Raw genomic sequence first — 18,112 nt, 5'->3', positions numbered from 1 at the left:
TGCCGGAAGGCGGAGTGGCACCGGCGCTCCTCGAAGCCTGGCTGACCGGGCGCTCGCTTGCCCGCGGTCTGCCGCTGCCAGTCGCATCGCACGGCGGCTTTCGGGTCGATACGAACGGCGCGGCCGAGTTGCGCCGGTGGGTGTTCCCCACTGCCGATATGCGGATCGGCGAGCTGGCGGGGAAGATCGACAGTCCGCGTGAACCGATCAAGGCGTGCATTCCCGCACGCGATCTGGCCGGGTTCCTGCCGTCCGGCTGGGATGTGCAGGATACCGGGTACTTCATGCATTGCCGGTGCACCCCTGCGCTGCCCGACCTTCCCGATGGATTCGTGGCACGTACCGAGCAAGGCGGTGACTCGGGCAGGATCGACATCGCGACTACGGACGGAGTACTCGCCGCACGCGGGTTCTGGGGGCGGGGTGCCGAGGCGTTTGTCTATGATCGCATCGTGGTCGAAGCTGCCTTCCGACGCCGCGGGCTCGGGAAAGCGCTGATGGGGTTGATCGGTCGAAACCGGCACGGGGACGACCTGCCCCAATTGCTGGTCGCTACAGAGGAGGGGCGGCTGCTCTATCTATCGCTTGGATGGGAAGTGGTGTCGCCTTATGCCACCGCATTGAGGCGCGAGCGCGCTCCCGACTGAGGTCCCTCGAACCCTGAACAGTTGGAGAGGGGGAGGGGCAACGCCCGCCCCGCCCCCCTCTTCGTCATTCCCGCTAAGGCGGGAACCCAGAGATATCAGACCAGAAATCCCGCGTTATCTGGGCCCCCGCCTGCGCGGGGGCGACGAGACCATAGGGTTTCCCCTGCCAACATCTTCCGCCAATCTCTCACAAGACCGGTTATCCACGCGGGCTTAGACGTTTCCTACCGGGGCGCACCGTGCCAAGGAGGGCGCATGAACGTGCCCCATCCGTCCGCTCGCGAAACCCAGCATCCCCCGCTCTCCGGCCCCGCGATTTTTCTCCCTCTGGACTGTGTGTCAGGTGTGTCAGGCGCATCGCGTATCGGTGGCCGGGCATGACGCCCGCAGCGCGCGTTCAGGCGGCGATTGCGATCCTCGACAAGGTGATCGAAGCTGCAAAGGGGCAGGGCGCTCCGGCCGATCGCATCGTCGCCGACTGGGCCAAGGCCAACCGCTATGCCGGATCGAAGGACCGCCGCGCGGTGCGCGAGCTGGTCTATGACGCGATCCGCCATTGCGGCCCGGTGCCCGAAAGCGGGCGGGCGGCGATGCTTGCGCTGGCGAAGCGGGACACCACGATCTCCGCACTGTTCGATGGGTCGCAATATGGCCCCGCAGCGATCCAGCCCGAGGAGCCTGTGGCTAAAAGCGGGTTCGCACCGGCCTGGCTGGCCAAGCGCCTCTCCGCCTCGGATGTGAAGGGCGCGGAAGGGGCCGCGCTGATGGGCCGTGCACCGCTGGACGTGCGGGTCAACGCGCTGAAGGCAGATCGCGCATCGATCGACCTGCCCGAGCCGGGCGAGCCGCTCGCCGCGCCGCACGCGCTCAGGTTCGAGGCAGGCACGCAGATCGAGCAGTGGCCCGCCTATCGCGAAGGGCGGATCGAGGTGCAGGACCACGGCAGCCAGATCGCCTGCCTTGCGGCAGAGGCGCGCGCGGGCGAGACGGTGATCGATCTGTGTGCAGGTGCGGGCGGCAAGACGCTGGCGCTCGCCGCGGCGATGGAGAACCGCGGACGACTGATCGCGTCGGACACGGACAAGCGCCGCCTCTCGCAGCTCGGTCCCCGGGCCGAGCGTGCCGGGGCGAGCAATGTGGAACAGCGTCTGCTCGATCCTGGCAAGGAGATGGAGGCGCTGGGCGATCTGGCGGGGCAGGCGGACTGCGTGCTGATCGACGCGCCATGCTCTGGCACCGGCACTTGGCGGCGCAAGCCGGAGGCCAAGTGGCGGCTGACGCCCGACCGGCTGGCGCGCTTCTCCGCAACGCAGGACGCGCTGCTGGCGCTGGGTGCAAAGCTGGTGAAGCCGGGCGGGCGGCTGGTGTTCATCACCTGCTCGCTGCTCGACGAAGAGGGCGCGGATCGATTCGCGCGCTTTCTGGATAGCCACGATGGCTGGCGCGCGGACCTCCCGCCGCTGCCTCTGGGGAGGCCGCGCGGGGGCGAGAATGCGCAGGGAATCCGCATGTCCCCGTTCCACGACGGCACGGACGGATTTTTCGTCGCAAGGGGCCGTTTGCCGTGATAGCCTGCGGTTCTATGGACGAACCGTCGCCCACTTTTCCGGCATCCCTGAAGGAGACCGCCATGCGTTTCGCACCCGCCGCCGCCGCCCTTTCGCTGCTGGTCGCGGTGACCGCGAGTGTTGGCTCGGCCAGAGAGGCTCAGGTCGATCCGCGTGCGGGCATGCTGATCGCTCAGGCGCAGACCGCGCTGGAAGACGGCCAGCCGCAGCGCGCGGTCGACCTGCTGGAGGCCGCCTTCGCGGTCGATCCGCAATACACCCCGATCCTGCTCTCGCTGGCCGAGGCCGCGCGTCGTGAAGGGCTGCAGGGCAAGGCGATCCGCTATTACCGCGAAGCGCTGACCCGCGATCCGGGCAATTACGCCGCGATCGCGGGCGAAGGTGCGGCGATGGTGGAAAAGGGCGCGATCGAGCGGGCACAGCGCAATCTCGCGCAGCTCGAATCGCTGTGTGGCGGCAGCTGCCCCGAGACCCGCGCGCTCGCGACCGCGATCGCGCAGGGTCCGCGCAGCAGCAAGGTGCTGACCGCCGAAGCGGTGATGCCCGATGCGGTGGTGACGCAGAACCTCGCCAAGCCGGACGGCGGCGCGCGGTAGGGTATTACAGGGCTCGGACCTCCCGCCCCGCCGCCGGGGCGGAGCGGGAAGGGCCCTCAGATCAGATCGGCGAACTCGGTCACGATGGCGCGGTAGACGCGCTTCTTGAAGGGGACGATCAGGTCGGGCAGCGTGGATGCAGGAACCCAGCGGAACTCGCAGAACTCCGGCGTTTCGTGCGCTTCCAGATCGACGTCGTCGTCGGTCCCTTCGAACCGGGCGAGGAACCAGTGCTGCTCCTGCCCGCGATAGAGGCCGCCCCACAGCTTGCCGATCAGCTCGTCCGGCAGGTCGTAACGCAGCGGTTCGCGGGTCTGGCCGATGATTGCGATCTTGTCCGCGATGACGCCGGTCTCTTCCCACAGTTCGCGCAATGCGGCCTCGCGCAGGTCTTCACCCTCGTCGACGCCGCCCTGCGGCATCTGCCAGAAGTCGCCTTCCTTGGTGTCGATCCGCCGGCCGACAAAGGCGTCGCCTGCTGAATTGACCAGCATTACCCCTACGCAGAGGCGATAGCCGAGCTGGTTGATGTCGCGGTCCTGAGTCATGGTCATTTGCGTCGTTCCAGTGCTGCGCCAACCGCATCGATAAAGGCCTCGACGTCGGCCTGGCCGCTGGGGATTGCCTTTCTCATGGTGAAGAATCCGTGGATGATGCCGGGAAACTCCAGATAGGTAACCTCGGTCCCATTCTTCAATATAGAGGCCGCATAGCTCCGACCCGAATCGCGCAGCGGATCGAGCCCGGCGGTGCACAGCACGGTTGCCGGGGCATCGCTGCAGTCGCCCAGCATGGGCAGATTGCGCGGGCTCTGAGGATCGGCGGCATAGCTCTTGGTGAACCACGCCATCGTCGATCCGGTGAGGAAGTATCCGTCGCTGAAGAGGCGGAAGCTCTCGTGCTGCCCGGCCTCGTCCGCGACCGGATAGATCGGCGCTTGGACCAGCACGGGCACATCCGCCGGCTTGTCGCGCAGCGCATTGGTGGTGACGATCGTCAGGTTTCCGCCCGCACTGTCGCCGGTGATGACCAGCCCGGTGATCTCGCGGCCAAGCTCTTCTGGCGAGGAGGCCAGCCAGCGGGCCGCGGCCTCGCAATCGTCGGGCGCGGCGGGGAAGGGGTGTTCGGGTGCGAGTCGGTAATCGACCGAGAGCACCGGCAGGTCGAGCCGCGCGGCAAATTCGGTACAGATCGCATTGTAGACTTCCAGATCGCCGATCACGAAGCCACCGCCATGAAGGAACAGCACCACAGGCCCAGCCTCGCGCGATTCGCGCGTGTCGTAGAAACGGCAGGGGATATCGCCTGCCGGACCGGGCACGCTTACATCCTTCACCACCGCCATCTCTCGCGCCGGAGCCTCGCCGATCTGCGCCATCGCGCGCATGCCTTCGCGCCCTGCGACTGCGCCCGCTTCTTCCACCGGAGGGCGGTTCATCGCCTTCAGCATATCGAGCAGGGCGCGTGTATCGGGCCGCACGAAAGGTTCGCCATCGACATTGGGGCTGGGAGCGTCGGCCATGGTCGTATCCTTCGATCAATCGGGCCGGGCTGGATAGGCTTTCGCACATGAACCTGTCCACCGATCTGCTTACCCCGGACTAGAAAAACTTGATTGCTCGGCTGCGGACGGCCACGTAGGCGGCGGTTCAAGGCGCGTCTCCAAAGCGCCACGAAGACCCGAAGGATAGTTAGAAAATGGCGACTCAAGCGCCTCCCGCTTCCACCACTACGCAAACCGACGTTCCCGATGCGATCGTGGTCCGCTTCGCCGGCGACTCCGGCGACGGCATGCAGCTCACCGGCGGGCAGTTCACGCTGTCGACCGCGCTGGCGGGCAACGACCTTGCGACCTTCCCGGACTTCCCGGCGGAGATCCGCGCGCCGCAGGGCACGCTGTTCGGCGTCTCCGCCTTCCAGATCAATTTCGGATCGAGGGCAATCAACACCGCGGGTGACGCGCCCGATGTGCTGGTGGCGATGAACCCGGCGGCGCTGAAGGTGAACTTGCCCGCGCTCAAGCCCGGCGGGCTGGTGATCGTCGACACGGGCGAGTTCACCAAGCGCAACCTCGACAAGGCGAAGTACGACGCCAATCCGCTCGACGACGATACTCTTGCGCCGTTCGATGTGCTCGCGTTCGACATTTCCGCGCGCACGCTGGAAGCCGTGGAGCCCTTCGGCCTTGGCAAGAAAGATGGCCTGCGCTGCAAGAACATGTGGACGCTTGGCCTCGCGCTGTGGATGTTCGACCGTCCGCGCGAGCCGCTCCACGACTGGCTGAACAGGAAGTTCGCCAAGGCGCCCGACATTGCCGCGGCCAACATCGCCGCGCTCGACGCAGGCCACGCCTATGGCGAGACGGCGGAGCTTTCCGCGCCGCTCAAACAGGTCCACCTGCCGCCTGCGCCCTCCGAGCCGGGACTTTATCGTACCATCACGGGTGCCGAAGCCGTCTCGCTCGGCCTGGTGGCCGGTGCGCAGCTGGCCGAGCTGCCGATGTTCTTCGGCGGCTATCCGATCACGCCCGCCTCGGCGATCCTGCACCACCTCGCGCGGCTGAAAGAGTTCGGCGTTACGACCTTCCAGGCGGAAGACGAGATCGCCGCCGTGTGCGCCGCGATCGGCGCGAGCTACGCGGGCCAGTTGGGCGTCACCAGTTCGAGCGGTCCGGGCATCGCCTTGAAGACTGAGGCGCTGGGCCTCGGCATCATGACCGAGCTGCCGCTTGTGGTGGTCAATTCGCAGCGTGGCGGCCCGTCGACGGGCCTTCCGACCAAGACCGAGCAGAGCGACCTCTATCAGGCGGTCTATGGCCGCAACGGCGATGCGCCGATGCCGGTGATCGCCGCGCGCAGCCCCGGCGACGCGTTCGAGGTCGCCATCGAAGCGTGCCGATTGGCGGTCAAATACATGACCCCGGTGATGTTGCTGACCGATGGCTACATCGCCAATGCCGCCGAGCCGTGGAAGGTGCCCGATCCGAGCAGCTTCGAGCCGTTCCCCGCCAAGTTCCTAACCGAACCGCGCGGCGAGGTGCTGGAGCCGTACAAGCGCAACGAAAACGGTTCGCGCCCGTGGATCAAGCCCGGCACGCCGCACATGATGCACCGCATCGGCGGGATCGAGAAGGACGCCACCACCGGCAACATCTCCTACGATCCGGCCAACCATCAGCTGATGACCGACACGCGGCGCGACAAGATCGCGAATATCCCCGTGCCCGATCAGGAAGTGGCTTTCGGTGAGACGACCGGCAAGCTGGCGGTTGTCGGCTGGGGTTCGACCTACGGCCCGATCAAACAGGCGGTGCGCCGCAGCATCGACAAGGGCTGCTCGGTCTCGCACATCCACATCCGCCACATCTGGCCGCTGCCGAAGAACCTCGGCGAGCTGCTGAGCGGGTTCGAGCGCGTGCTGGTGCCCGAGATGAACACCGGCCAGCTCAAGACCGTGCTGCGCGACCAGCTGCTGGTCGATGCCGAAAGCCTGACCAAGACCAGCGGCCAGCCGTTCCAGATCGCCGAACTCGAAGAGGCGATCTGCGCCTACTTCGATGGCGTCCCCGGCAACACCGGCGGCGAGGTCGAGCCCAACGAACAGCAGCTGCCGAGTCCGGTGGAGAGCGAGTGATGGATTATCTTCGCGGGAAAAACGGCACCATAGTCGGTACTAGGGAAGGGCGCTGGCTTTTCGACGAAGAAGGGGAGCCAGTGGGTCACCTCTTTGAGCAACACCTGTTCCGTGCGAACGGAAGCGGCCCGCTGGGTACCTTCATTGCTGGTGTTCTCTACAACAACGAGCGGCAACCGGTGGCTGTAGGGAGCGATCCCGAGCTTCAGTTGCTCAGCCCCCCCAAGCCTCGCTTCAGCCCGATGCAGGAACGCTTAGTACCACGCGGACAAAGTGTGGTCGATGCTGGACCGGCTCCGCTTGGACCGCCCTTCGATACGATGGCGCTTGCGTCCTCTCTGAAGGATTTCGGAGGTAAAGAATGAACGCACCCGTTAAAATCGAAACCACGCTCAAGGACTGGGAAACCGACCAGGAGGTCCGCTGGTGCCCCGGTTGCGGGGACTATGCGATCCTCAAGGCGGTGCAGCGCACGCTGCCGCAGCTTGGCAGCGATCCGGCGAACACGGTGTTCATCTCCGGCATCGGCTGCTCCAGCCGCTTCCCTTATTACATCGAGAGCTACGGTTTCCACACGATCCACGGTCGCGCGCCGGCGGTGGCGACGGGCGTGAAGCTTGCCAATCCGGACCTCGACGTATGGCTCGTGACCGGCGACGGCGATGGCCTGAGCATCGGCGGCAACCACATGATGCATGTGCTTCGCCGCAACGTGAACATGCAGATCATGCTGTTCAACAACGAGATTTACGGCCTGACCAAGGGCCAGTACTCGCCCACCAGCCGCGAAGGCACGCGCACGCCGACCAGCCCGATCGGCTCGGTCGACCATCCCGCCAATCCATGCGCCTTCGCGCTGGGCAGCGGTGCGCGCTTCGTCGGGCGCGGGATCGACGTGTCGAAGAACCTGCCCGATGTCCTTAAGGCCGCGCACGCCCACCAGGGTGCGGCGTTCGTCGAGATCTTCCAGAACTGCATCGTCTACAACAAGGACGTATTCGACGCCTTCGCCGCGCCCAAGGGTGCAGAAGGCCAGCAGCTGTGGCTGGCCGATGGCGAGCCGATGCTGTTCGACAAGGGGGAGAAGGGCCTCGCCTTCGATGCCGAGAACCTTCACTTCACCGTGGTCGATGTCGTCGACGGTGACTGGCAGGCGGCAGGCGTGCGCGTGCACAACGTGAAGAACCGCGTGATGGCGCACTTGCTTGCGGAGCTGCCCTTCGGCGAATTCCCCATGCCGCTCGGCGTGCTCTACGACGATCCCGCGCCGACTTACGAAAGCGCGGTGATTGCGGAGCGTGAAGCTTCGGTGAGCGGCAAGGAAGCCAACCTCGCCAAGCTGCTCAGCGGTGGCCAGACCTGGACCGTCGACGGGACGGCGCAGGACCCGGTCTAGCGGTGACCCAGCGGATCGAGCCCGTGCGCTGCCGCGCTGTCGGCAGCGCGCTTGGCCGGTTCGTATAGCAGCGCGGCGGCGGTGAAGGCCCACGCCGCGCCGCCGCTCCAGCCGGCGACCACATCGCTGGGAAAGTGCACGCCCAGCATCACCCGGCTCCACGCGATCATCGCGGAGATCACCATTGCGCTGCCGATCAGTGTGTAGCGCACCGAGTGCCTGCCGCTGAACGAGGCGAAGGCCAGCGCCATGCCGATATAGATCATCGCCGAGGTAAAGCTGTGCCCGCTGGGGAAGCTGTAGCCCGCCGCCTCGGTCAGATGCGGGACGAGGGTGGGCCGCTCCCGCCCGACGAGCGTCTTCATGAGCGCGTTGAGGCCCCAGCCAAGCACCACGGTAAGCGTAAACAGCATTGCCTCGCGTCGCATCCGCAGGAACAGCAGGGCGATCGCCGCCGCTCCCGCCGCGAGCGTGGATAGAAGGAGCCCGCCCAGCGCGGTGATATCGCGCACCGCTTCTTGCAGCATGTTGCCGCCGAGTGGCTGGAGATCGACGCCCGCGCGGTAGAGCATCAGCCCCGAATGGTCGAAGCCGGCGGTACGGCCCTGTGTGACCAGCCAGATCATCAAGCCCCAGGTCGACCACAGCACGCCTGCGGCAATCAGTGCCTTGCTGCGGTTGATCGTGAAGCCACGCTCGGGAAGCGCGACGGTCTCGGCGGGGAGAGTCGCCTGGGGCTCGTGTCCGTGGCCGATGTGGCTGTGATCCATGCAAGCAGGAACAGCCTGTCTGGTGCGAGGTTCCTTGCGCATGGAGTCTCCTCAAATCGTTTGGCTGCGGCGCGACCTGCGGCTGGCAGACAATCCCGCGCTCTACGCAGCGGCCCAGGCCGGGCCGATCATCCCGGTCTTCGTGCTCGACGACGAGCGGACGGGGGATCGAAAATACGGCGATGCCTCGCGCTGGTGGTTGCACCATTCGCTGGAAAGTCTGGCGAGGAGTTTCGGACGGCACAACGCGTCGCTGATCCTGCGGCGTGGCGACAGCGTGAACATCCTCGCAGACCTCGCGGCGAAGACCGGGGCGAGTGCGATCCACGCCAACCGCCATTACGAACCGTGGTGGCGCAAGGCACAGGGCGATCTCAAGAAGGCGCTGCCCGAGGGGTGCGACTTAGAACTGCACGACGGGAATTACCTGATGCCACTTGGCACCGCGACCACGGGCTCAGGTGACCCCTACAAGATATACACCCCATTTTCCCGAACGATGCGCGACCTGATGCCGCCGCGCGACGACCTGCCTGCGCCGGAGACGATTTCCCAGCCCGGGGACCTGCCGCCGAGCGACGATCTGGCGGATTGGAGCCTGCTCCCAACCAATCCCGACTGGTCCACGGAGATGGCGAAGTTCTGGTCGATCGGCGAAGACGCCGCGCACGAACGGCTCGACTGGTGGGCCGATCATGTCGGCGAGTACGACGAAGGCCGTAACCTGCCATCGGTCGATCAGACCAGCCAGATGTCGCCGCACCTGCACTGGGGCGAAATTTCCCCGGTCCAGATCTGGCATCGGATGAAGGACAAGCGCAGCGACGGCTGGCGGACTTACGAGAGCGAGCTGATCTGGCGAGACTATGCGCAGAACGTCCTGTGCCAGTTCCCGCGCTACCCCGAAGAAAGCTATCGCGACGCGATCGACGACGCCAAGCTCTGGCGCAATCCCAATCGCGGGCACGTGATTCAAGAAGAGCTGGAGGCCTGGCAGTACGGCCGTACCGGCTACCCCATCGTCGATGCCGGGATGCGCCAGCTGTGGGCGATCGGCTGGATGCACAACCGCGTGCGGATGATCGCCGCCAGCTTCCTCATCAAGCATCTGCTGATCGACTGGCGGCACGGCGAGCGCTGGTTCTGGGACACGCTGGTCGATGCCGACTACGCCAGCAACGGCACCAACTGGCAATGGGTCGCGGGCACCGGTGTGGACAGCAACATGTTCCCCCGGATCATGGCCCCCCTGAGCCAGAGCGAGAAGTTCGATGCGGCCAGCTATATCCGCGAATGGGTGCCCGAACTGGCGGACCTGCCCGACAGCGAAATCCACGATCCCTCGGACAAATGCCGCCCCAACGACTACCCGGCAAAGATCATCGGCCACAAGGAGGCGCGCGAACGGGCGCTGGAAGCCTACCGCGCGATGAAGGACGATTGATGGCGCGCGCATGACGGGTTGTCGCCCAAAGGGCTGCGGGGCATAAGCGGGCCTGCATGGGGGTAAGCGAAAACCAGCGCGGAGGCGATTTGCTCGCCGCATCGCAACGCTTCGAACGGAAGCCGGGCATCTTCGCCCGCCTGCTCGCCCCCGGATTTCACAAGCTGATCGACAAGATGGACGAAGGCATTGCGCGTGGCGCGGTGCTTGGGCGCTTGCCCGATGGCAGCACGCGGCTGCTCGGCGGCCGCTCACCGGGTTTCGAGGCGGAGGTGACGATCCACAACTGGCGCGCGCTGGTGCGGGTCGCGACCGGCGGTTCGGTGGGCTGGTATCAGGCGTGGGAGGCGGGCGAATGGTCGAGTCCCGATCCGGTGCCGCTGTTCGCTCTGTTCATGCAGAACGCGCTGACGCTGGGCGATACGGCCCGCGCCAAGGGCGGGTGGAAGCGCGCGCTAAGCAGCGCGCATGGCAAGCAGCGTAACACCCGCAAAGGGGCGGAGAAGAACATCTCCGCGCACTACGACCTCGGCAATGATTTCTACGCCGCATGGCTGGGCGAGACGATGACCTATTCGGCCGCGCTGTTCGATGAAGGCAGCGCGCCCCAGACGCTCAATATGGCGCAGCGGGCGAAGATCGATGCGATCCTCGACCGCGTAGCGCTCAAGTCCGGGGACACACTGCTCGAAATCGGATGTGGCTGGGGCACTCTGGCACGCGCGGCGGCGGATCGCGGGGCGAAGGTCGACGCGATCAGCCTGTCGGAAGAGCAGCTTGCCTGGGCCCGGCGGCAAAGCGTCGGCGATGCGCGCTTCCTGTATCAGGATTACCGCGACACCAACGGCCAGTACGACGCGATCGCCAGCGTCGAGATGGTCGAAGCGCTGGGCCGCGAATACTGGCCGACCTTCATGGATTGCGTTGCGCGGAACCTGAAACCGGGCGGGCGCGCCGCGATCCAGTTCATCGCGATCGACGATGCGCTGTTCGATTCCTACGCCGCCAGCGCGGACTTCATCCAGGCCTATATCTTCCCCGGCGGCCTGCTGATCCGCGCGTCCGAATTCCGCGCGCTCGGCGAGGAACGCGGGCTGCGCTGGACGGACGAGAAGCGCTTCGGGATCGACTACGCCGAAACGCTGCGGCTCTGGCGCGAGGCGTTCGATCGGGCGGCGGCGGAGTCGCTATTGCCCGAAGGCTTCGACGAACGCTTCCGCGCCCTGTGGCGCTATTACCTGATGTATTGCGAAGGCGGTTTCCGTGGTGGCGGGATCGATGTGTACCAGGTGACCCTGGTTAAGGAGAGATGAGATGACCAAGTACCTCGCGCTGATCGGGGCGCTCGCCCTGCCGCTCGCCGGATGCGCGACCGCTCCGGTCGATACCGCGCACGGCGTCACCGCGAGCATGCCCTCGGACCCGCTGCCGGTGGTGGGGGCAGAGGTGCTGTTCTGGGACGATGCCACGCGCTCGGCCCGCTTCCGCTCGATGGAAACCTTCTTCCCGGGTCAGGAGGTCGCTCCGCCCGCGACGCCCCGGGCGCTTCCGCAGGGCGAGGCACTGCCCGCGAGCACGCAGGCCGCGATCCGCGCCTATATGGCGAGCCAGAATGCAGCCGGGGTGATGGTGCTGCAGGACGGCAAGGTCCGCTTCGTCGACTATGGCCTCGGCTTTGGTCCCGATGATCGCTGGACCAGCTTCTCGGTCGCGAAGAGCTTTACCTCGACGCTGCTGGGCGCGGCGATCAAGGACGGTTCCATCGCCAGCCTGAGCGATCCCGTGTCGCAGTACATTCCCGCGCTGAAGGGCAGCGCTTACGACGATGTGACGGTCGAACAGCTCGCGACGATGACCTCGGGCGTGAAATGGAACGAGGACTACACCGATCCCAATTCCGACGTGGCGAAGATGTTCAACGTCAGCCCCGAGCCGGGTCAGGACCAGGTGGTCGAATACATGAAGACCCTGCCGCGAGAGGCACCAGCGGGGGAAAAGTGGGTCTACAAGACCGGCGAGACCAACCTGATCGGCGTGCTGGTGGAAAACGCGGTGGGCGAGACGCTGGCCGAATATGCCAAGCGCAAGATCGTCGATCCGGCCGGCTTTGCGCACCCGCTGTTCTGGCAGACCGATCTGTCGGGCCGCAGCGTGGGCGGCTGCTGCCTGTCCGCCGCGCTCAGCGATTATGCGCGGATGGGCCAGTTCGCGCTGGAAGGCGGAGATGGCGTGGTGCCTGATGGCTGGTTCGCGGAAGCGGGATCGCCGCACGTCGATTTCGGCAACGGCTATGGCTACGGCTATCAGTGGTGGACCTATCCCGGCGACAATTTCGGCGCGCAGGGGATATTCGGCCAGTCGATCACGATCCTCCCCGCCAGCCGGGTGGTGATCGCGATTGTATCCAACTGGCCGTCCGCGACCGGCAAGGACCTCTCCGCCGAACGCGCCAAGCTCATGGCGACGATCGGGGCGGGACTCTAGCCGCTCAGAACAGGCAGGACCGGGTCACTCCGCCACCTTTCGGGGCCCGCCAGACGGACAGCAGATCGTCGAGTACTTCGGCGGCGAGCATGTTTTCGAAGGCGGCCCCCGCAATCGAGTGGTTCCACCAGACGACCCGTGCCTCGATCGGCTGGAGGCTCGGCAGTGTCAGCCAGCAGGCCTGTTCGGGATGCAGCCGCCCGATCGATGATGCGCTGAAGCCAGCGATCGACAGATCGTGGACTACCGTGCGGAAAGTGCCGCCCCCGCTGACGCGCAATTGCGCCGGTATTGCAAGCTTCGTGCGCGGCGCGCACCGGTCTTCCTGCACCGCGTCGGCATAGCCGTGCTTCAACGCAACCATCTCGATTCACCCGTCCTAGTATTTTTCCCTAGACGGGTTTCGCGCAGACCTGCTTGCGCGAATATGATGAGGGTTGGCTAAACCGCCTTAACCAACTCTTTCCCGGTGACCGGTCTCGAAATCGCCTTCGAAAAGCTCCGCGATCCGGCTGGCCACTTCCTCGGGCGGCTTGACCGTTTGCGGGTCTTCGCCGGGATAGGCTTTCTCGCGCATGGCGGTGCGGGTGGCACCCGGATCGACCAGTGCGACGCGGATCGCGCCGGTGTTGGCGACTTCCTGCGCGTAGCATTCCAGCAGGTTGTCGAACGCGGCCTTGGTCGATCCGTAGGCAGACCAGTAGGCGCGCGGGGTTGCGCCCACGCTGCTGGTCAGGCCGATCACGCGCCCAGCGTCGGCGCGCTTGAGCATCGGGTGCAGCCCGGCGAGCAGCGCCTGCGTGGCGAGCAGGTTGACCGTGATCGCATTGTTGAACTGCTTCGGCTCGATCTGCGTCACCGGAGTCAGGGTGGGCAGGTAGGCCGCGCTGATCACCAGCATGTCGAGCGCGTCCCAGCGGCTGGAGATCGCCTGGGCGAGTCGCGCAACGCCATCGTTCTCCGTCAGATCGACGGGTGCGATCGTCGCAGTGCCGCCGTCATTGTGGATCGCATCCTCGACCCGCTCCAGCGCTGCATCATCGCGCGCGGTCAGGATGACGTGCGCGCCCTTTGCGGCGAGCGCTTGCGCGGTGGCCGCGCCGATCCCCCGCGAGGCCCCGGTGACGAGCGCAACGCGCCCTTCGAACGGCTTGTTTTCTGCCATGTCAGGCGACCTTGTTGGCTGGCTTGTTTTCAGGAAAGGAAAGCTGCGCTGCGCCCTGCTGGTTGCGCGTAAAGTCGGTTAGCCGGGTGGGGTAATCGCCTGTGAAGCAGGCATCGCAGAACTGCGGGCACGCCTTGTCGCGCGATTCGCGCCCGACCGCGCGGTAGAGGCCGTCGATCGAGATAAATGCGAGGCTGTCCGCCTTGATGAACTCGCGCATCGGCTCCAGCTCCATCCGCGCGGCGAGCAGCTTGCTGCGCTCGGGCGTGTCGACCCCGTAATAGCAGCTGTGCGCGGTCGGCGGGCTGGCGACGCGGAAGTGAACCTCCGTCGCGCCGGCATCGCGCATCATCTCGACGATCTTCATGCTGGTCGTGCCGCGCACGATCGAATCGTCGATCAGCACGATCCGCTTGCCTTCCACGAGGCCCCGATTTGCATTGTGCTTGCGCCGTACGCCCGAATGACGCGCGCCGTCGGAGGGCTGGATGAAGGTCCGCCCAACGTAGTGGCTACGGATGATCCCGAGTTCGAATGGCAGACCCGATTGCTGGGCGTAACCGATCGCGGCGGGCACGCCCGAATCGGGCACGGGCACCACCAGGTCCGCTTCGCACGGGGCCTCGTTGGCCAGCTCCGAGCCGATCGCCTTGCGCGCTTCGTAGACCGAACGCCCGGCGAAGATCGAATCGGGGCGGCTGAAATAGACGTGCTCGAAAATGCACGGGCGCGGCGGGTTGTCGCCGAAGGGGCGATGCGAGCGGATCGTGCCGTCGAAATCGACCTCGATCAGCTCGCCCGGTTCCACTTCGCGCTCGAACTTCGCGCCGACCACGTCGAAGGCGACGGTCTCGCTGGCAAACACCACCGCATCCCCCATCCGGCCCATCTGCAACGGACGGATGCCCAGCGGGTCGCGGCACGCCGCCATTCCGCGCGGGGTCGCCACGATCAGCGCATAGGCGCCTTCGACCAGCCGCAGCGCGTCGGTGAGCTTGTCGAGCATGGTGGGGTAACGGCTGGTCGCGACGAGGTGGATGATCACCTCGGTATCGCTGGTCGACTGGAAGATCGCGCCCTTGCCGACCAGTTCCTCGCGCAGCGTCGCCGCGTTGGAGATGTTGCCATTATGCGCGATGGCGAAGCCGCCGCTCGCCAGATCGGCGTAGAGCGGCTGGACGTTGCGCAGGCCTGCGCCGCCGGTGGTCGAATAGCGGACGTGGCCGACGGCCATAAAACCGGGCAGTTCGGCAATCGATTCCGCGCTGGAGAAATTCTCCGCCACATGGCCGAGCCCGCGCCGGGTGTAGAAGTGCGTGCCGTCGAAACTGCTGATCCCGGCGGCCTCCTGACCGCGGTGCTGCAGGGCGTGGAGGCCCAGTGCGGTGGTGGTCGCAGCCTCGCTGCCGGCATTGATCGCGCCGAACACCCCGCATTCTTCATGCAGGCTGTCGCCGTTCTCGTCGTGGAAGGGGTGTTGCAGGTCCATGGGTGGGGGCGCCCGATTGCCTCGATAGGTCGCCCGCTCCATTGGCGATGTGACGGATGAATTACAAGGCTTGTGGGGTCGGTTTGCCTCCGGAGCCGCAGTCCGAAATCGTGCCCACGTTCATCCCCGTGCACAAAGCCGCGCCGTTTTCATTGCGCAGAAAGGCGCGGCCCCCTAACGCCCGGGGCCGGGATTACAAAAACGGACTGCTCCTTGTTTCTCAACCCATTCGAATGGACCATCGCCAAGCGTTACCTCTGGCCCGGCAAGGGCGAGGGGTTCATCAAGCTGGTCGCCGGAATCTCGATCGGCGTCGTCATGCTGTCGGTCGCGATGCTGGTCATCGTGATGAGCGTGATGAATGGTTTTCGGGCCGAACTGCTCGACAAGATCGTGGGTCTCAACGGCCATGCCATCGTACAGGCCTATGGCGGGCGGCTGGACGACTGGAAGAGCGTGCTGGCCGATATTCGCGAGAGCGAGGGCGTGGTCAGCGCCTCGCCGCTGATCGAACAGCCGCTGCTGGTGACCTTCGATGGCCGGGTCGAGGCTGTGCTGGTGCGTGGCAACACGCAGGAAGATATCGACGCGCTGCAGGACAAGACGCTGATGGGCAGCATGGCTGAGATCAAGCCGGGCGCGGACAAGGTCGCGATCGGATCGCGGCTGGCGGAAAATATCGGCGCACGGGTCGGCGATGTGATCACGGTGATCAATCCCGCCGGGCGCTCCACCCCCTTCGGTACGGTGCCGCGCCAGGTCGGCTACGAGGTCGGTGCGATCTTCGAGGTTGGCCTGTACGATTACGACGGTGCCTTCATCATCATGCCGATCCCGCAGGCGCAGACCCTGCTGCTGACCGGCGACACGATCGGGATGATCGAGGTGACGACCGAGGATGCCGACCGTGTCACCGAGATTATGGCCCCGATCGAGCAGCGGCTTCAGGGTATCGCAATCGTGCGCACCTGGCAGCAGATCAACAGTTCGATTTTCGAGGCGTTGCAGGTGGAGCGGGTGGCGATGTTCTTCGCGCTCAGCTTTATGGTGGTGGTCGCCGCGTTCAATATTCTCTCCAGCCTGGTGATGCTGGTGCGCTCGAAGACCCGCGACATCGCAATCATGCGAACCATGGGGGCGAGCAGGCAGTCGATCCTGAAGATTTTCGTCACCACCGGCTTTACCGTGGGTGCGATCGGGACTGTGGCCGGCCTTGCGCTGGGCGCGCTGGTGCTGATTTTCCGCCAGCCGATCGTCCACGGGATCGAGATCGTCACGGGGCAGAATCTGTGGGATCCATCGATCCGCTTCCTGACCACGCTGCCCGCCCGGACCGACCCGTGGGAGGTGTTCGGCATCGTGTCGCTGGCGCTGGTGCTGAGCTTCCTTGCGACGCTCTATCCCGCGTTCAAGGCAGCAAACACGGACCCCGTGCAGGTGCTGCGCTATGAGTAATGCCGATATGCAACCGGTGGTCGAACTACGCCGTGTCACCCGCAGCTTCGAACAGGGCGGGGTGCGGATCGACGTACTGCGCGGTGTCGACCTGAAGGTCATGCCGGGCGAAATCGTCGCGCTGCTGGGGCCCTCGGGCTCGGGCAAGTCGACCATGCTGCAGGCGGTCGGCCTGTTGGAAGGCGGCTTCGGCGGCACGATCGTGATCGCGGGCCAGGCGGCGGAGAAATCGGACAGCCAGCAGCGCACCGCACTGCGTCGCGAGCATCTGGGCTTCGTTTACCAGTTTCATCACCTGCTGCCCGATTTCAACGCGGTCGAGAACGTGGTCCTTCCCCAGCTCGTCGGCGGTGTCCCGCGCGCGGAGGCAGAGACGCGGGCGAAGGATCTGCTCAGCGCGCTTGGTTTGGCCGAGCGGCTGGAGCACCGGCCCAGCCAGCTTTCGGGTGGCGAGCAGCAGCGCGTTGCAGTCGCCCGCGCTCTCGCCAACCAGCCCAAGCTGGTGCTGGCGGACGAGCCGACCGGCAATCTGGACGAGGCGACCTCGGAAAAGGTGCTCGCCCAGTTCCTCGAACTGGTTCGCGGGCAGGGTAGTGCAGCGCTGGTCGCCACGCATAACGAGCGGCTGGCAGCGAAGATGGACCGCGTGGTCCGTCTGCATGACGGCGTGCTCGCCTAGGATCGATCGGTCCGGACCCGCGGGGCCACCCCCGCGTTGATCAGAACAACAAGGAGGCAACAGCAATGAGCGATCATCCCACAACCTATAACGCGGAAGCTGCCGAGGGCGGCGTCGCATGGGACGACCGGGCGGAAATTCACCGGAAAGACGATGGGCAGGGCCTGCTCGATGGAGCCAAGGGGCTTCACGACGGCAGCTTCCTCGAAATGGTCAAGCTGATGATGTCGATGGCACCCGAAGAGCGGCGCGGACATGTGATCCAGAAGCTGGGCGACCGCATGTATGATGCGGGCGAAGTCGAAGCGATCGCCGCTCGGGGCGACTACCCCGGCTAACCGCCCATCCGACGCTCGCCACCATGGCGGGCGTCGCAACCGGCAACAGGGGAGGCGCACCGATGCTCGAATCGATCAACGACTGGATTCTCGCGCAGGGTGCGCAGTACAACGTCAATCCGTACATCTTCGTCGCGATCTATGTCGGCGCGATCCCCTTTTTCCTCGCTTCCATCGCGTGGCTGGTGAAGCGCGCGCGGGCCGGTCGCTCAACCGTTTTGCCTACGATGCTGGCGGGGTTCTTCTTCGTTTCTGCCTATCTCTATCTCGCCATTTTCGGGCAGGATATTCCGCTGTGGGTGTGGATATTCCTCGCCGCACTTATTGCCTACGGCACCTGGTCGCAGGTCCGCGAAACGCGGCGCAAGATCGCCGCGGCGAAAGCGGAATCCGGCGCTCCCCCGGCGGTCTGAAACCGTCCACCGCTTTTCCCCGTCGGCATGCGCGT

Annotated in this window: 19 protein-coding genes; 13 read left to right on the top strand and 6 right to left on the bottom strand. The window is 65.7% G+C overall.

The window, feature by feature from the left end:
* The first annotated feature begins 14 nt into the window (after positions 1 to 14).
* From VO57_011560 to VO57_011550, 3 genes are all read left to right on the top strand, one after another.
* Positions 15 to 647: a GNAT family N-acetyltransferase gene (locus VO57_011560; GenBank protein ID XBL68768.1), complete on the top strand. Its 633-nt coding sequence runs from the start codon at positions 15 to 17 to the stop codon at positions 645 to 647.
* Between the two features lie 377 nt (positions 648 to 1,024).
* On the top strand, positions 1,025 to 2,215 hold the full coding sequence (locus VO57_011555) for an RsmB/NOP family class I SAM-dependent RNA methyltransferase (GenBank protein XBL68767.1): 1,191 nt from the start codon (positions 1,025 to 1,027) through the stop codon (positions 2,213 to 2,215).
* A gap of 62 nt (positions 2,216 to 2,277) precedes the next feature.
* Entirely contained in the window at positions 2,278 to 2,811 is a 534-nt protein-coding gene (locus tag VO57_011550; GenBank protein XBL68766.1) for a hypothetical protein, read from the top strand.
* Positions 2,812 to 2,867: 56 nt separating this feature from the next.
* On the opposite strand, the gene VO57_011545 is transcribed toward VO57_011550, so the two are convergent.
* Entirely contained in the window at positions 2,868 to 3,365 is a 498-nt protein-coding gene (locus VO57_011545) for an RNA pyrophosphohydrolase (GenBank protein XBL68765.1), read from the bottom strand.
* A complete protein-coding gene (locus VO57_011540; protein ID XBL68764.1) occupies positions 3,362 to 4,333 on the bottom strand; it encodes an alpha/beta hydrolase in 972 nt (323 codons plus the stop codon). Before VO57_011540 ends, VO57_011545 begins: the two co-directional genes overlap by 4 nt.
* A 176-nt stretch (positions 4,334 to 4,509) precedes the next feature.
* Here VO57_011540 and VO57_011535 point away from each other — a divergent pair, with 176 nt between their 5' ends.
* The 3 genes from VO57_011535 to VO57_011525 are packed head-to-tail and all read left to right on the top strand — an operon-like array spanning position 4,510 to position 7,840.
* Positions 4,510 to 6,444 carry a 2-oxoacid:acceptor oxidoreductase subunit alpha gene (locus VO57_011535; GenBank protein XBL68763.1) on the top strand — a complete coding sequence of 645 codons (1,935 nt, stop codon included), beginning with the start codon at positions 4,510 to 4,512 and terminating at the stop codon, positions 6,442 to 6,444.
* Positions 6,444 to 6,809 (top strand): 4-fold beta flower protein, encoded by a 366-nt coding sequence (locus VO57_011530; protein XBL68762.1) that lies wholly within the window; start codon positions 6,444 to 6,446, stop codon positions 6,807 to 6,809. The genes VO57_011535 and VO57_011530 overlap by 1 nt, the downstream gene beginning before the upstream one ends.
* Positions 6,806 to 7,840 carry a 2-oxoacid:ferredoxin oxidoreductase subunit beta gene (locus VO57_011525; GenBank protein ID XBL68761.1) on the top strand — a complete coding sequence of 345 codons (1,035 nt, stop codon included), beginning with the start codon at positions 6,806 to 6,808 and terminating at the stop codon, positions 7,838 to 7,840. The genes VO57_011530 and VO57_011525 overlap by 4 nt, the downstream gene beginning before the upstream one ends.
* Here VO57_011525 and VO57_011520 read toward each other — a convergent pair.
* Positions 7,837 to 8,610, bottom strand: coding sequence for a phosphatase PAP2 family protein (locus VO57_011520; GenBank protein XBL68760.1), 774 nt, complete (start codon positions 8,608 to 8,610; stop codon positions 7,837 to 7,839). The genes VO57_011525 and VO57_011520 overlap by 4 nt on opposite strands.
* A 40-nt stretch (positions 8,611 to 8,650) precedes the next feature.
* Between VO57_011520 and VO57_011515 the strand changes: the two genes are divergently transcribed.
* Genes VO57_011515 through VO57_011505 form a run of 3 tightly spaced genes read left to right on the top strand, consistent with a single transcriptional unit; the run spans position 8,651 to position 12,538 of the window.
* Positions 8,651 to 10,054, top strand: coding sequence for a deoxyribodipyrimidine photo-lyase (locus VO57_011515; protein ID XBL68759.1), 1,404 nt, complete (start codon positions 8,651 to 8,653; stop codon positions 10,052 to 10,054).
* Positions 10,055 to 10,110: 56 nt separating this feature from the next.
* Positions 10,111 to 11,367 carry a cyclopropane-fatty-acyl-phospholipid synthase family protein gene (locus tag VO57_011510; GenBank protein XBL68758.1) on the top strand — a complete coding sequence of 419 codons (1,257 nt, stop codon included), beginning with the start codon at positions 10,111 to 10,113 and terminating at the stop codon, positions 11,365 to 11,367.
* 1 nt (position 11,368) lies between these two features.
* Positions 11,369 to 12,538, top strand: coding sequence for a serine hydrolase domain-containing protein (locus VO57_011505; protein ID XBL68757.1), 1,170 nt, complete (start codon positions 11,369 to 11,371; stop codon positions 12,536 to 12,538).
* Positions 12,539 to 12,542: 4 nt separating this feature from the next.
* Here VO57_011505 and VO57_011500 read toward each other — a convergent pair whose 3' ends face one another.
* The 3 genes from VO57_011500 to purF all read right to left on the bottom strand — a co-directional run bounded on the left by VO57_011500 (position 12,543) and on the right by purF (position 15,192).
* Positions 12,543 to 12,902, bottom strand: coding sequence for a PilZ domain-containing protein (locus VO57_011500; GenBank protein XBL68756.1), 360 nt, complete (start codon positions 12,900 to 12,902; stop codon positions 12,543 to 12,545).
* Positions 12,903 to 12,989: 87 nt separating this feature from the next.
* Positions 12,990 to 13,703 (bottom strand): SDR family NAD(P)-dependent oxidoreductase, encoded by a 714-nt coding sequence (locus VO57_011495; GenBank protein ID XBL68755.1) that lies wholly within the window; start codon positions 13,701 to 13,703, stop codon positions 12,990 to 12,992.
* 1 nt (position 13,704) lies between these two features.
* Complete coding sequence (purF, locus tag VO57_011490; protein ID XBL68754.1) at positions 13,705 to 15,192, bottom strand: amidophosphoribosyltransferase; 1,488 nt, start codon at positions 15,190 to 15,192, stop codon at positions 13,705 to 13,707.
* A gap of 213 nt (positions 15,193 to 15,405) precedes the next feature.
* On the opposite strand from purF, the gene VO57_011485 reads away from it, so the two are divergent.
* From VO57_011485 to VO57_011470, 4 genes are all read left to right on the top strand, one after another.
* Positions 15,406 to 16,647, top strand: a complete 1,242-nt coding sequence (locus tag VO57_011485) for a lipoprotein-releasing ABC transporter permease subunit (protein XBL68753.1) — start codon at positions 15,406 to 15,408, stop codon at positions 16,645 to 16,647.
* Entirely contained in the window at positions 16,640 to 17,326 is a 687-nt protein-coding gene (locus tag VO57_011480) for an ABC transporter ATP-binding protein (protein ID XBL68752.1), read from the top strand. The genes VO57_011485 and VO57_011480 overlap by 8 nt, the downstream gene beginning before the upstream one ends.
* Positions 17,327 to 17,391: 65 nt before the next feature.
* On the top strand, positions 17,392 to 17,664 hold the full coding sequence (locus VO57_011475) for a hypothetical protein (GenBank protein ID XBL68751.1): 273 nt from the start codon (positions 17,392 to 17,394) through the stop codon (positions 17,662 to 17,664).
* Between the two features lie 62 nt (positions 17,665 to 17,726).
* Positions 17,727 to 18,077, top strand: a complete 351-nt coding sequence (locus VO57_011470; GenBank protein XBL68750.1) for a hypothetical protein — start codon at positions 17,727 to 17,729, stop codon at positions 18,075 to 18,077.
* The last annotated feature ends 35 nt before the right edge of the window (positions 18,078 to 18,112 follow it).

Source organism: Citromicrobium bathyomarinum, assembly GCA_001306305.2.
Lineage (GTDB): Bacteria > Pseudomonadota > Alphaproteobacteria > Sphingomonadales > Sphingomonadaceae > Alteriqipengyuania > Alteriqipengyuania bathyomarina.
The sequence above is the reverse complement of the archived record's forward strand: the minus strand, read 5'-3'. Positions and strand labels throughout refer to the sequence as shown.